This is a genomic window from Streptomyces sp. SID8352, from assembly GCF_009862265.1.
GTDB lineage: Bacteria > Actinomycetota > Actinomycetes > Streptomycetales > Streptomycetaceae > Streptomyces.
In genome coordinates this window covers 53,302-67,407 of sequence record NZ_WWGX01000093.1, presented here as the reverse complement: position 1 = coordinate 67,407, position 14,106 = coordinate 53,302, and the positions used below count along the sequence as shown (strand labels likewise).

The 14,106-nt window shown below is 75.6% G+C and carries 10 protein-coding genes; 3 read left to right on the top strand and 7 right to left on the bottom strand.

The window, feature by feature from the left end; translation table 11 throughout:
- Positions 1-435: 435 nt before the first annotated feature.
- Both GTY84_RS27960 and GTY84_RS27955 read right to left on the bottom strand, forming a co-directional pair.
- On the bottom strand, positions 436-2,043 hold the full coding sequence (locus GTY84_RS27960) for an amidohydrolase (protein ID WP_161229186.1): 1,608 nt from the start codon (positions 2,041-2,043) through the stop codon (positions 436-438).
- Between the two features lie 87 nt (positions 2,044-2,130).
- On the bottom strand, positions 2,131-2,571 hold the full coding sequence (locus GTY84_RS27955) for an Lrp/AsnC family transcriptional regulator (protein WP_161229185.1): 441 nt from the start codon (positions 2,569-2,571) through the stop codon (positions 2,131-2,133).
- 266 nt (positions 2,572-2,837) lie between these two features.
- Here GTY84_RS27955 and GTY84_RS27950 point away from each other — a divergent pair, with 266 nt between their 5' ends.
- On the top strand, positions 2,838-3,275 hold the full coding sequence (locus GTY84_RS27950; RefSeq protein WP_161229184.1) for a hypothetical protein: 438 nt from the start codon (positions 2,838-2,840) through the stop codon (positions 3,273-3,275).
- Positions 3,276-3,598: 323 nt separating this feature from the next.
- Here GTY84_RS27950 and GTY84_RS27945 read toward each other — a convergent pair whose 3' ends face one another.
- From GTY84_RS27945 to GTY84_RS27935, 3 genes are all read right to left on the bottom strand, one after another.
- The gene (locus tag GTY84_RS27945; RefSeq protein WP_161229220.1) at positions 3,599-4,771 is read right to left on the bottom strand and encodes an acyl-CoA dehydrogenase family protein; all 1,173 of its coding nucleotides are present in this window, start codon (positions 4,769-4,771) and stop codon (positions 3,599-3,601) included.
- Positions 4,772-5,610: 839 nt separating this feature from the next.
- Positions 5,611-5,766 carry an SCO1431 family membrane protein gene (locus GTY84_RS27940; RefSeq protein ID WP_161229183.1) on the bottom strand — a complete coding sequence of 52 codons (156 nt, stop codon included), beginning with the start codon at positions 5,764-5,766 and terminating at the stop codon, positions 5,611-5,613.
- 149 nt (positions 5,767-5,915) lie between these two features.
- Positions 5,916-7,331, bottom strand: coding sequence for a peptidase C39 family protein (locus tag GTY84_RS27935; RefSeq protein ID WP_161229182.1), 1,416 nt, complete (start codon positions 7,329-7,331; stop codon positions 5,916-5,918).
- Positions 7,332-8,027: 696 nt separating this feature from the next.
- Here GTY84_RS27935 and GTY84_RS27930 point away from each other — a divergent pair.
- Complete coding sequence (locus tag GTY84_RS27930; RefSeq protein WP_161229219.1) at positions 8,028-8,627, top strand: hypothetical protein; 600 nt, start codon at positions 8,028-8,030, stop codon at positions 8,625-8,627.
- Between the two features lie 454 nt (positions 8,628-9,081).
- The gene (locus tag GTY84_RS27925; protein WP_161229181.1) at positions 9,082-10,947 is read left to right on the top strand and encodes an AAA family ATPase; all 1,866 of its coding nucleotides are present in this window, start codon (positions 9,082-9,084) and stop codon (positions 10,945-10,947) included.
- A gap of 56 nt (positions 10,948-11,003) precedes the next feature.
- Here GTY84_RS27925 and GTY84_RS27920 read toward each other — a convergent pair whose 3' ends face one another.
- Together GTY84_RS27920 and GTY84_RS27915 are read right to left on the bottom strand one after the other, a co-directional pair.
- Positions 11,004-12,077: a hemolysin family protein gene (locus GTY84_RS27920; RefSeq protein ID WP_161229180.1), complete on the bottom strand. Its 1,074-nt coding sequence runs from the start codon at positions 12,075-12,077 to the stop codon at positions 11,004-11,006.
- The gene (locus tag GTY84_RS27915) at positions 12,074-13,405 is read right to left on the bottom strand and encodes a hemolysin family protein (protein WP_161229179.1); all 1,332 of its coding nucleotides are present in this window, start codon (positions 13,403-13,405) and stop codon (positions 12,074-12,076) included. The genes GTY84_RS27920 and GTY84_RS27915 overlap by 4 nt, the downstream gene beginning before the upstream one ends.
- Positions 13,406-14,106 lie beyond the last annotated feature (701 nt).

Here is a 14,106-nt window from a genome sequence, read left to right as displayed (position 1 = left end):
GGCGCAAACCGCGGTATGGATGCGCGTTTACGGCGGTGTCACTGCGGATGGGAGCCCGGCGCCCTTCGGGCCGGCCCGGGATCCGCTGGCTGCGGGTCGGCCGAAAGCCGTTGTCTACTGAGCGTCCGGGCCCCACCCGGGTCGCACCTCCCGACCGGCCGGAACGTTCCCCTGCCGCGGCGCGGGCGCTGAGCCTGGCTCCCAGTGGAGGTGCTCCCGTGCGGGGCACCGTCCCTGACGCAGCGGCGCCGCGGCGAGTGCGCGGAGGTTTCCCCGGTCGGGCGTCCGGTGGTGGACCCGGCCGAACCTACCCGCCACCCGCCGCTGCCTGTCAACATCCGCGTCCCCCGGGGCGTTCACGGCAAGCCCCTGGTCAGGCCCGGGGATCTCCGGGTGTGGCGCGGCCGGGGGCCGTCGCGGCCCCGGCGGCGGAGATCACTCGCCCGGCCGTACGTACACCGTCCGGCCGCCCACCGCGGTGCGCAGGCAGACCGGGAGCGCGCCGCCGGGACGCAGGTCGGGCAGGCCGGGGGTGCCGGAGCGCGGGTCGGTCGACCAGCGGGCGACCCGGTCGTCGGGGGCCTGGACGACCAGCTCGCCGGCGCGCCAGACGGCGTAGTCGGCGGGTGCGCCCGGCACCAGGGCGCCCGCGTCGTCGCGGCCGACGGCCCGCCAGCCGCCCCGGGTGTGCGCGGTGAACGCCGCGCGCACCGAGACGCGGTGCTCCGGGGTCCGGTGGAAGGCGGCGGCCCGGACGGTGCCCCAGGGGTCGAGGGGGGTGACCGGGCTGTCGGAGCCGAAGGCGAGCGGCACACCGGCCCGGAGCAGGGCGGCGTACGGGTTGAGGGTGCGGGCCCGGTCGACGCCGAGGCGCTGGGCGTACATGCCCTCGTCGCCGCCCCACAGGGCGTCGAAGGCGGGCTGGACGGAGGCGGTAAGACCGAGTTCGGCGAAGGCGGCGACGGTCTCGGGGGTGAGCATCTCGGCGTGCTCGACACGGTGCCGGGCGGCCCGGACGCGGGCGAGGCCGACCTTCTCGGCGGCGGCGCGGACGCCCTCGACGACGGTGGTCACGGCGGCGTCGCCGATGGCGTGGAAGCCCGCCTGGATCCCGGCCTCGGTGCAGGCGACGACGTGGTCGGTGACGTCGGCGGTGTCCAGGTGGGCGGTGCCGGTGTGCGGGGCGTCGGCGTAGGGGTGGTGGAGGCAGGCGGTGTGGGAGCCGAGGGAGCCGTCCACGAAGAGGTCCCCGGCGGCGCCGGCCGCGCCCAGCTCCCGCGCCCGCTCGACGTTCCGCTCGGCCCAGTAGCCGACCACGCGCGTCCCCCGCGACCCGGCCGCCAGGCGCAGCAGCGAGGTCAGGTCGTCCTCGGAGGAGATCTCCGGGCCTGCGCATTCGTGAACGGTTCCGATGCCCAGGGAGGCGGCGTGGGCGAGGGCGGCGCGCTGGGCCCCGGCGCGCTGGGCGGGGGTGATGGCACCGAGGGCGGTGGCGCGCGCGGCGTGGTGGTCGTCGCCGGTGAGGGGGGCGTCGGCGGGGCGGGGCGAGCCGGGGACCAGGTCGAGCAGGGCGGTGGTGACGACCGCCGAGTGGACGTCGATGCGGCTCAGGTAGAGAGGGCGGCCGCCGGTGGCCGCGTCCAGTTCGGCGCGGGACGGGGGCCGGCCGTCGGTCCAGTGGGCGGTGTCCCAGCCGTGGCCCAGCAGGACGCGGTCGCCGGGACGGGCGGCGGCGAAGTCGCGGACGAGGGCCAGGGCGGCCTCGCGGGAGGCGGCTCCGGACAGGTCCAGGCCGGTCAGGGCGAGGCCGGTGGCCGTGGTGTGCACGTGTGCGTCGGTGAACGCCGGGGTGACGAGGGCGCCCCCCAGGTCGACCACCTCGTCCACGCCGTCCGCGAAGGCGTCGGCGGCCCCTTCGGAGCCGACCCAGGCGACCCGGCCGCGCTCGACGACCATGGCGGTGGCGAAGGGGTCGGCGGGACTGTGCACCTCGCCCCGGCGCAGCAGGACGGTGGTGGTGGACGCGGTGGATGGCTCGCTCATGCCCCCAGTCTCGCCCCTCGGGCGGCCCGCGCCGCACCCAGGGCCGCGCGGGGTGCCGGGAGCCCCCACCGGGCGGCCGGGCCGGGGTCAGATCCGGGGCGGCCGGGCCTCGTAGGGGGTGGAGAGCACCACGGTGGTGCGGGTGGAGACGCCGGCGAGCGAACGCAGCCGCGCGAGGAGTTCCTCCAGCTCGTGGGGGGTGGCGACGCGCACCTTGAGGATGTAGTTCTCGTCGCCGGCCACGCTGTGGCACGCCTCGATCTCGGGGACCCCGGCGAGCCGCTCGGCGATGTCGTCGGGGGCGCTGGGGTCGAACGGCTTCACGGAGATGAACGCGGTCATCGGCAGCCCCACCGCCTCGGCGTCCACGACCGCCGCGTAGCCGCGGATGACGCCGCGCTGCTCCAGCCGCCGCACCCGCTGGTGCACGGCCGACGTGGACAGCCCCGTGGCCTTGCCCAGGTCTGTGTAGCTCATCCGCCCGTCCTTGACGAGCAGCTCCACGATCTGTCGGTCCAGCTCCTCCATGCGCAGAACCTACAGTGCACTTGATCTCCGGGGGTACCTCGGAGCGGCGGGTCATGGCCGGTTCGTGATGTGGCGGACGCCGTCCGGTGTTCCAGGGGGGACAAATTCAGCCGCACGGGGCTCCCGCGAGCACTGTGTGACGAACACCACACTCTCCGGGACGTCTCCGTGATGCTCTCGTGATTACCCGCGCGGGGGGACGGGAAGTGCTTGGTGTGGTCGAGGCCGCAGTCGCCTTCACGGCCCAGCCCGAGGGGGAGAATCCCATGCAGAGTCTTAAGCGCCCTGGTCGCTCCGTGCCCAAGCGCCAGCAGCCGGCCGCCGAGTCCGTTCCGGAGGGCGTCGAACCCGACGCCTACGACGACGAGGAACTCGGCGCCTACGACACCTTCGAGATGTTCCGGGTGGTCTGCCCGGACTGCGCGCAGCCCATCGCCCTGCTGGCGGACGAGGAGGTGCTGCCGGAGCACGCGCTGTGCGCCTCGCCGTGGAACCCGTTCGGCCTCACGGTCTGCCCCGGCACCGGCCGCCGCGCCGCCGACGCCCGCCCGGCGGACGAGAAGTCCCGGCCCCAGGAACAGGACACCGCGCTGCTGCTGACCCTCCCCCAGAGCCTCGACTGGCGGACGCAGCCCTTCTCCCACGTCGGCGGCCCGGGATCGCGCCCGATGCGCGTGCCGATGATGCGGCACGAGGCCGCCTGACGGTCCGTTTCGCCGTCCATTTCCCCGCCTGTTTCCCGTCATCGGCCGGTGCGGCGGCACACACGACGGCGTGCCGCGGATCGCGGGCCGGTGGCCGGTTCCCCGCCCTCCGGGCGGCGTGCCCGACGGGTCCGGTCCGGGACCCCCGGAATGACCGACGTTCCGCGCGGCGGGCGCGCCCGACCGCCGCGCCCGGCCCGCGACCGCCCCGGAGGGCGCCGGACCGTACGACCGCGGGGTGAACGCCGCACGGCTCCCCGGACGGGGCGTGGGGCGGGCCGGGCTCCCGGCAGCTCCCACGGCCCCCGGGGGGTGCCGGCGGGTCAGCGCTCCTCGGGCCCCAGGAGGTGGCGGCCGATGACCATGCGCTGGATCTGGTTGGTGCCCTCGACGATCTGCAGGACCTTGGCCTCGCGCAGGTACCGCTCGGCGGGGAAGTCCGCCGTGTAGCCGTATCCGCCGAGGACCTGCACGGCGTCGGTGGTCACCCGCATCACCGTGTCGGTGCAGTGCAGCTTGGCCATGGCCGCCTGCTTGGAGAACGGCAGTCCGGCGTCGCGCAGCCGCGCCGCCGAGAGGTAGAGGGCACGGCCCGCCTCGATCCGGGTCGCCATGTCGGCCAGCATGAAGCGCAGGCCCTGGAAGTCGGCGATCGGGCGGCCGAACTGGCGCCGCTCCCCCGCGTAGGAGAGCGCGGTGTCCAGCGCCGCCTGGGCCACACCGATCGCGCAGGCCGCGATGCCGAGCCGCCCGGAGTCGAGCGCGGACAGGGCGATGGTGAAGCCCTGGCCCTCCTCGCCGAGGCGCCGGGCGTCGGACACGCGCACGCCGTCCAGGTGGATCTGCGCGGTGGGCGAGCCCTTGAGCCCCATCTTCCTCTCGGGGGCGGCGGCGCTCAGCCCCTCGGCGTCGCCCGGGACCAGGAAGGCGGTGACGCCGCGCGGGCCCTCCTGGCCGGTGCGCGCCATGACGGTGTAGAAGTCCGCGATGCCGCCGTGGGTGATCCAGGCCTTGGTCCCGTCGAGCACCCAGTCGCCGCCGTCGCGCACAGCCCTGGTCCGCAGGGAGGCGGCGTCGGAACCGGAGGCCGGCTCGGAGAGGCAGTAGGCGCCCAGGAGTCCGCCGCCCAGCATCGCGGGCAGGTGCTCGGCGCACTGCTCCTTGGTGCCGTAGGCGGCGAGCGCGTAGGCCGCGAGGGTGTGCACGCTGACGCCGAGGCCGACGGTGAGCCGGACGGCGGCCAGTTCCTCCAGGACCTGGAGGTAGACCTCGTACGGCTGCTCCCCGCCGCCGTACTCGTCGTCGTAGGGCAGGCCGAGCAGGCCGGAGCCGGAGAGCAGGGTGAAGACCTCGCGCGGGAAGCGCCCGACGTCCTCCTCCTCGGCGGCGCTCGGGGCGATCTCGCGCTGGGCGATCTCGCGGACGAGGGAGATCAGCTCCCTCGCCTCGTCCGTGGGCAGTTGCCGGGCCACCGGCTGCGGGGCGCGGTCGGACATGGCGACGCTCTCCTCCCTGTCGGGCACCTGGGCGGTCGTACGCCTTGGGTGGAGGCGGTTCCGCCGGGTCTTCGGACTGCCTGGCCGATGCTCGCACTCCCGGGTCGCGGAAGCTGCTGACCAGCGGCTGTGCGCTGTGAGTATGCCCGATGGGAGGCGGGGAGTCACCAGTTAACGACCGCTTACTTCAAGAAATCCACCGACGGACCGCGCGGGCGGGTGCGGGCCCGGGTGTCCGGCCGAGGGCGGGGGCGCGGGCCCCGGCGCTCGCCTCGGCCGACGGGCGGCCGGCCGCCGGGGCGGGGCGGTGGCGCGCGGGGCGCGCACGGGGTGACCCCGGTGGCTCCTCGTGGAGAGCGGCGGGGTGCGGGGGTCCGGACGGCGGACGCCGGACGTTCGCCGGGTGGTGGCAACCGGTTCGCGGGCGGACGGCGGAAGCCCGGACGCCGGGTCACGGGCGGGGCGGGGTCGGCGCGCGGCGGGATCCCCGGGGCGCGCGGCAGAATGCCGGAGCCGCGCCGGGCGGGGCGTACCGGACCGGTCGAAGCCGCGCCGGGCGGGGCGGACCGGGCGGGGTGGGCGCGGGGCCCGGGGAAGTAGCGCGGCGGCCGGGCGGTCGTCGGGGGGCGTACCGGCGGGAGCGCGGCCGGGACCGGGACGACGGAGGGTTCCGCACGTGGGGTACGAGCGCCCGGCGCCGTGCGGCCGCCCGGTACCGGGGCCCGGGGCACGGAATGCCCGGCGGGTGCCGGAGCCCGGGGCAGGGTCCAGGGGCGCCAGGGCAGGGGTGCCGGAGCCATAGGCCGGGGCCACGGGGCACCGGGATGCCCAGCGAGGTCTCAGAGCAGGCCGAGCCGGACCACGAGCATCGCGACGACCACGACGAGGGTCCAGCCGAGGACGTGCTCGGCGAGGCGCGGGCCGTCGTCGTCCCGGGGGCCGCCGGTGCGGGGGCGGGCGGCGGCGGAGGCGGTGGCGGTTGCGTGTGCGGTCATGGCTGCTCGCTGGTCTCGTGGTGCGGCGGATCCCCCCGGGGACGCAGTCCACCATGCCACCGCGCGCGGCCCGCGCGGCGGAGAGGTTGCTCACAGGGGACGGCCCCGGCGGTGCCCCCGCCGGGGCCGTGCCCCGTGCGCGGCACCGGTCAGCTCACACCCACGGCGGCGAGCGCCTCGCGCTGGCGCGGGGTCGGACGGACGGGGAAGTAGAGGTAGCAGACGCCGCCGGTGCCGGAGACGACCTTCCCGGCGGCGTTGTACCGCTTGGTCCGCAGCCAGATGTTCTCCCACTCCCGGCGCCGGTAGACCCGGCGCACGGAGGCGTTGTCCGGGGAGGCGGGGTCGTTGGCGATGACGTCGCCCCCGGGGGTGAAGCCGATCACCGTCATCAGATGGCCCGCGGTCCCGTACCCGGCGCCGGTCAGTTCCTCCTTCAGGAAGGACTGGGAGGTGATGACCGGGACGCCGGCCGCGATCAGCGTCTCCACGTCGGTGAGCGAGCCGAGGCGGGTGACGACGCTCTGGAGGCCGGGGAAGGTGGCGGCGTAGGCGGCGTTGAACGGCCAGTTGCCGCAGCCCGCGTACTGGTGGTCGTAGGTGTACCGGGCCGCGTGGCAGACCTGCGGATCGGCGTACGAGGGGTCGACCCAGGCCAGTTCCTCCTCGGTCGGCCCACCGCCCCAGTACTCGATGATCATTTGCGAGGAGGTGGGGCTGCACCACGCCTCGCCGCCGTTGTCGTACTCGGGGTACTGGCCGGCGTGGATCTCCTGCGAGTAGCGCGGGACGCGGAGTTCCCCGGCGTGGCCCGGCGCGGAGGCGGGGACGGTGAAGCGGTCGGGGACGTCGGAGCCCATCGCGCCGATCCGGCGCACGGCCGGGGTGGCACGGCTGCCTGGGCGGCGGTACAGCGTGGCCCTGAGCCGGTAGGAGGCCAGCCGCAGTCCGCCGGAGGCGTCGTCGAGGGCGAAGGTGTCGGTCCACACGCTGCCCCGGCCGTCGCCCTGGTCGTCCACGGAGGTGCGCCGGACGTCCCCGTCGCCCGACGCCCAGCGGCCCATCACGAACCAGGGGGTCCCGGTGCCGTCGGAGTAGGTGCCGCGCAGCTCGACCTGGATCCAGGTGCCGGACGGGGTGTCGGCGTTCCAGGAGGCGATCACCTCGGTCGCGGGGACGGTGAGCCGGTGGAGGGGCGAGGTCCAGGTGGCGTACTCCCAGGCCGCGGTGGTGCCGGTGTGGGGGTCGGTGTACTCGGTGGTGCCCGCGGGGGTGCCGATCGCGATGCCGGGCCGGGCACCGGCGACGGTGCGGACCCCCTCGGCGGTGCCGGAGCGCCAGTCGGGCACGGTGGTCCATCCGTGGTACTCGACCGGGCGGGCCGGTGCGGGGGCACCTCCCCCGGCTCCGGGTCCCGGGGCGGGCCCGGCACCGGGGACTGGTCCGGGTCCCGGGGCGGTGCCGGGGGCGGCGTGGGCGGCGGCCTGTGCGGCGCCGCCCGCCACGGCCGCGGCGACGGCGGCGGCCAGGACGGTCCGGCGGGAGGGCGGTTCTGCTCTGCTCATGGGCGGAAGACCCCCAGGTGGTCCGGTTCGGGGCTGGTCCATTGCACGGGCTGTGCGCCCACTATGACCGCGGGTCGGCCCCGCCACCAGCACCCGCGCGCCCGCCACGCGAGGAACATTGGTGTCGACCGGTGGCGATGCGCGGCCGGAAGGGGGACGGCGAAGACGCCGGTGACACGGGTGGGCGAGGGGGTGGGAGTTCCGGGGCGGCGGCCGGCCGCCGCCCCGTGTCCGCCGGGAGTCGGCGCGGGGCCGACACCCGGTCCGGCCCCCGGAACTCCCGGGATGCCCAGACCCCCGGGGTCCCCGGCTCCCCGGCTCCCCGGCGAAGCCTTGTGCGGCGAGCCGGGCACAGGACCCCGAGGCTGCGACCGAGCTCGACGGACCACGCACGACCGGTCGGGAACGCCCCTGCTCCGCCCGGGGAGCCGACGCCGACAGCGACACCCCGTGCCCGGTGGGCGCACCCCTGGTACGGAACGGGGGACGGTTCCCCATGGAGCGGGCGGCCGACGGCAGGCCGCACCCTCGGCACCGCGGCGCTCGGCACCGCGGCGGTCGGCGGTCGGCGGTCGGCGGTCGGCGGTCGGCGGTCGGCGGTCGGCGGTCGGCGGTCGGCGGTCGGCGGTCGGCCAAGCGTGCCGGTTAAAGTGCGGGCGGACCGCATCCGCCCCTCCGTACCGCCGGGAACCCGCCATCCACCAGCTCGCCGCCCTGCTCCGCCGCCTCCCTCCGTCCTGCGGCCCCGTCCGCCTCATCGGCGTCGACGGGCACGCCGGGTCCGGCAAGTCCACCTTCGCCGGACGGCTGGCCGCGGAACTGGGCGGGGCGCCGGTGCTCCACCTCGACGACATGGCCCGGCACGACGAGCTGTTCGACTGGACCGGACGGATGCGGGCCGAGGTGCTGGACCCGCTCGGCCGCGGCGAGGTCGCGCACTACGCCCCCTACGACTGGTGGGCCCGGCGTCCCGGCCCGCCGCGCGCGCTGCCGCCCGCGCCGGTGATCCTCGTCGAGGGCGTCGGCGCGGGCCGACGGGCGCTGCGCCCGCACCTGGCGCGCCTGCTGTGGATGGAGTTGGCGCCCGACCGGGCGTGGGCGCGCGGCCGGGCGCGCGACGGGGCGGAGCAGCGGGAGTTCTGGGACGGCTGGGTCCCGGCGGAGCGCCGGCACTTCGCGGAGGACCCCTCGCGCCCCCACGCACACCTTCTGGTGCGGCAGAGCGGACCGGGGTACGAGGTGCTGCCGGGGCCCGGCGGAACAGGGGAAACAACGGCCACCGATCACCGGGAGTGACACTCCACCCATGATGTGGTGACTTTGTGAAGGTCGGGACACAACAACTTTCCTGAGGCCCGCAACTTCGCTTGACCCGGGGGGCGTACAGGTCTTACGTTCTCAATACGCCCCTCAGCGGGCACCTCAGGACACGAAGCCCCCGGTTGTTCCCCCGTGATCGGGGGCTTCGTTCTGTCCGGAACACTCCGCGGAGCCGCCGCCCGCGGGATTTTTCTCACTCTCCGTGACCGTCACGCCGGTCGCCCTCCCCCTCCCGAGCCGCCGTCCGGCATGCCCCGACGCCCTTCGGGGGATCCCCCGCCGCAGGTACGATGCCCTCGGTGCCACCCGTGGACGGCGGCCATGGGCACCTGGCAACTCCGGTCCGCCTCAACGCTGTTGATGAGCCGGGGCGGGTGGCGGACCGGGTCCCGGCGGCACACCGACGGGGGCACGGTTCGTGGGGGACGCGATGGATTTCGGCACGCACGGCCCACGGGCACAGCAGGCCCCGGCCGAACTCGCCTGGTTGCGCGGCGTGGACGCGTACACGATGGGTGCCTATCCGCAGGCGGAGGAGGAGTTCAGGGCCGCCGTGCGCATCGACCCGGCGATGGCCGACGGCTGGCTGGGCCTGCACGCGCTGCGCGTCGACACCAGCACCGCCCTGCTGAGGATGTACCAGCACCGGGACCGCTTCGGCGAACAGCGCACCCGGCACCGCCGCTCCCTCAACTCCTGGTACTGGCTCGGCTGGTGGGTGCAGCCGGTGCTGGAGAGCCCCCGCGACCTGCTGCTGGCGCACGCCTCCCACTGGCTGGACGGCCGCCATGTCCCCGAGCTGGACCGGGCCCTGGCCGGGCTCCCGCCGGTGGACACCGATCCGCAGGTCCGGTTCCTGCACGCCTGCCGCTCCTATCTCGTCAAGGACTGGGAGGAGCTGGTCCGGCACACCGATCCCCTGCTCGGCGATCCGCTGCTGGGCATCGAGGCGGGCCTGTTCGGCGGGATGGCCCGGGTCCGGCTGGAGATGTTCGGCCAGGCCGAACCGCGCCTGGCCGCGGCCCTGATGCGGTGCCGCAGCGAGCAGCCGCAGCGCAAGGAGCTGCGCTACTGGCTGGCCCGCGCCCACGAGGGCACCGGCCGCAGTGCCGCCGCGCTGCCGCTCTACCGGGCCGTGCACCGGGTCGACCCCGCGTTCATGGACACCTCGGCCCGGCTGGCGGCCATCGCCGAGGGCGACGGCTACGACGAGGGCGACGAGTTCGGGGCCATGGGGGCCTCCCTCGGGGGCGACCTCGACGGGTTGGACGGGCTCGACCCGCTCTTCGGCACCGAGGAGCGCGATCTGAAGCTCTCCGGCACCGGCCCCTCCCCCGTGCCCGCGGCCCCGCCCGCCGGGCCGCCGGTGCGCGCCAAGGACGACGGCCCCGATCCGGCGCTGCCCACCGGCCCGACCGATCCCGCTCTGCTGGAGGACGCCCTCGCCCAACTGGAGCGCATGGTCGGGCTGGAGCCGGTGAAGCGCCAGGTCAAGGCGCTCTCCGCGCAGTTGAACATGGCGCGGCTGCGGGCCGGGCAGGGCCTTCCGGTCCAGCCGCCCAAGCGGCACTTCGTCTTCTCCGGCCCCTCCGGCACCGGGAAGACCACCGTGGCCCGCATCCTGGGCAAGGTCTTCTACGCCCTCGGTCTGCTCGGCGGCGACCACCTCGTGGAGGCGCAGCGGGCCGATCTGGTCGGCGAGTACCTCGGGCAGACCGCGGTGAAGGCCAACGAGCTGATCGACTCGGCGCTGGGCGGCGTGCTCTTCGTCGACGAGGCGTACTCCCTGTCCAACTCCGGCTACGGCAAGGGCGACGCGTACGGGGACGAGGCGCTCCAGGTGCTGCTGAAGCGGGCGGAGGACAACCGGGACCATCTGGTGGTGATCCTGGCCGGCTACCCGGAGGGCATGGACCGGCTGCTGTCCGCCAACCCCGGGCTGTCCTCGCGCTTCACCAGCCGCGTCGACTTCCCCTCGTACCGGCCGCTGGAACTGACCGCGATCGGCGAGGTGCTGGCGGGCGGCAACGGGGACACCTGGGACGAGGAGGCGCTCGACGAACTGCGGTCGATCGCCGGGCACGTGGTGGATCAGGGGTGGATCGACGAGCTGGGCAACGGGCGGTTCCTGCGGACCCTGTACGAGAAGAGCTGCGCCTACCGGGACCTCCGGCTGTCCGGGTACACCGGTGAGCTGACCCGGGGCGATCTGGCGACGCTGCGGCTGCCCGATCTGATGCAGGCGTACGGGGAGGTCCTGTCGGGCCGGGGGCCGCAGGACCTGACGGGCCCCTGACCCCGGGCACCGCGCCCCCCGTCCCGACGGGCGGGGCGGGGGCGCGGCCGGCCGGATCAGGCGGGGACCTCCTCCGGCTCCCCGCTCGGCCGTGGGCCGTTCAGGCTCACCCCGCGGTGGGCGGGGTCGCGGACCTCGCCCACCAGGAGTTCGAGGACGTCCTCCAGGGCGACCAGGCCCAGGACCCGGCCGGAGGGGTCGGCCACCTGGGCGAGATGGGTCGCGGCGCGGCGCATCACGGTGAGGGCGTCGTCGAGGGGCAGTTCGGGGCGGAGCGTCGTCATGGGCCGCCAGAGGTGCTGCGGCACCGCCCGGCCGGAGTCCTCCAGGTCCAGCACGTCCTTGACATGGAGATAGCCCAGGAAGGCGCCCTCCCCCGCGGCCACCGGGAAGCGGGAGTACCCGGTGCGGGCGGTGAGCCCGACGATCTCGCCCGCGGTGGCCGAGGGCGCGACCGTCACCAGGGACGCGCGGTCCAGCAGGACGTCGGTGACCGGGCGGGAGCCCAGCTCCAGGGCGTCCTCCAGCCGCTCCTGCTCCTCGGGGTCGAGGAGTCCGGCCTGTCCCGCGTCCTCCACCAGCCGGTTGAGCTGCTCGCTGGTGAAGACGGCCTCGACCTCGTCCTTGGGCTCGACCCGGAAGATCCGCAGGATGGCCCGGGCGCAGGCGCCGAGGGCCAGGGTGACCGGCCGGCACAGGCGGGCGAAGGCCACCAGACCGGGCGCGAGCCAGAGCGCGGTGCGCTCGGGCGCGGCCATCGCGAGGTTCTTCGGGACCATCTCGCCGATGACGAGGTGGAAGAAGACCACGACGGCCAGGGCGATCACATAGCCGAGGGGGTGGATCATCCCGTGCGGCAGCATGATCCACTCGAAGACCGGCTCCAGCAGCCGGGCGACGGTGGGTTCGGCCACCGCGCCGAGCGTCAGCGAGCACACGGTGATGCCGAACTGGGCCGCGGCCATCATCTGCGGCAGCCGCTCCAGCCCGTGGAGCACCTGCCGGGACCGGGCGGTCCCGAGCGGCTCGATCTGGCTGCGCCGCACGGAGACCAGCGCGAACTCGGCGCCCACGAAGAAGCCGTTGGCGAGCACCAGCAGGGCGGCGAAGAGGAGTTGGAGGACGCTCACCGGGCGGCCTCCAGGGCGGGAACCGGCACCGTGCGCACCAGCCGGACGCACTCGGCCCGGTAGTGGCCGACCCGGCGCACGGAGAGCCGCCAGCCGGGCAGCTCCGCCCGGTCCCCGACGGCGGGGATGCGTCCCAGCAGGTCCGCGACCAGGCCGGCGACCGTCTCGTACGGCCCGTCGGGGGCGGCGAGGCCGATGCGGCGCAGGGCGTCGACGCGGCAGCTCCCGTCGGCGTCCCAGGCGGGGCGGCCGTCCTCCGGGGGCGCGGCGGCCAGCTCTGGGGCGTCCAGCCCGTCGTGCTCGTCGCGCACCTCGCCGACGATCTCCTCGACGATGTCCTCCAGGGTGACGACCCCGGCGGTGCCGCCGTACTCGTCGACGACGACCGCGATGGGCTGCTCGCTGCGCAGCCTGGTGAGCAGGGGCCGTACCGGGAGGGTCCGGGGGACGAGCAGGGGCGGGCGGGCGATGCCGCCGACGGTGGTCCGCAGCCGGTGGCGGGCGGGGACGGCGAGGGCGTCCTTGAGGTGCACCATGCCGGTGATCTCGTCGATCCGCTCCCGGTAGACGGGGAAGCGGGACAGTCCGGTGGCGCGGGTCAGGTTGACCACGTCCTCGGCGGTGGCGGAGGTCTGCAGGGCGCTGACCCGCACGCGGGGGGTCATGACGTGCTGGGCGGTCAGTCCGCCGAGCGAGAGGGTGCGCACGAAGAGGTCGGCGGTGTCCTGCTCCAGGGCTCCGGCCCGGGCCGAGTGACGGGCCAGGGAGACCAGTTCGCCGGGGGTGCGGGCGGAGGCCAGTTCGTCGGCGGGCTCGATGCCTAGCAGGCGCACCAGCCGGTTGGCGACCGTGTTGAGCCCGGCGATGACCGGGCGGAACAGCCGGGCGAAGGCGTTCTGCGGACCGGCGACGAAACGGGCCACCTGGAGGGGCCGGGAGACCGCCCAGTTCTTGGGGACCAGCTCGCCGATCACCATCTGGACGGCGGAGGCCAGCAGCATCCCGACGACGACGCCGACGCCGGGCACGGCCGCGCGGGGTATGCCGAGCGCGGTGAACGGGCCCCGCAGGAGACGGGCGAGGGCCGGTTCCGCGAGCATGCCGACGACGAGCGAGGTGAGGGTGATGCCGAGCTGGGTGCCGGAGAGCTGGAAGGACAGCTCCCTCAGCGACGCCACGACCCGGCGGGCGCGGCGGTCCCCGTCGGCGGCGGCCCGCTCGGCCTCCGGGCGCTCGACCGTGACGAGGCCGAACTCGGCCGCGACGAAGAAGCCGTTGGCGAGGATGAGCAGGAGCGCGGCTGCCAGGAGCAGCAGGGGGGTGGTCATGATGCCGCCGCCTCCGCACGGTCGCGGAGCGCACGGATGCGTTCCGTGCGGTGTCGGGAGGGGGCGGCGCAGGTACTACAGGACGGTCCGTCCATCGCCGGAGGGGGTCACTCCTCGGATAGCTGGAACCCCCGTGGTCCGGGCGGAGCGACGGGGGCGGAGCCGCGACGGCCGCGGCTCCGTTCCCAGATTAATCACGAAAAGGGTGCCCGCGGCAGGGTGGATGCCCCCGATCCGGCCCTGATTCACCCCGGGCCGGCCCCTGCCGGGCCCCTATGCGGTCCTCGGCGGTCCTCGGCGGCGGCAGAGGGCCGTCCCCGGGGCAACGGGACCCGCCCCTGACCGGACCCCGGCCGTCCGGGACACGGCCGTCCCGGCGACGGGGCCTCCCGACGGGACGCACCGGGGGCCTCCGGCGGGCGCGGATGGGGGCCGGGCCCGGGCACAGCCTCCTGGATGTCCCGGACGGGGGCCCTTGGGCGTCCCGGGCAGGGACCCGGACACACCCCCTACGGGATCCGCGCAGGCTCCGGCCCCGCGGATCCCGCGGTGCGGATGCGGGCGCGGTTCCGGCCCGCCCCGTGTGCCGGCGCCCGTCCCGACACCACCGGGGCACGGCACGCGGACGGGCCAGGACCGGAGGGCGCGGGAACCGCGCCGGTGGGACCGGGGCCGTGGAGCCGCTGGGTCACGAGGCGGTC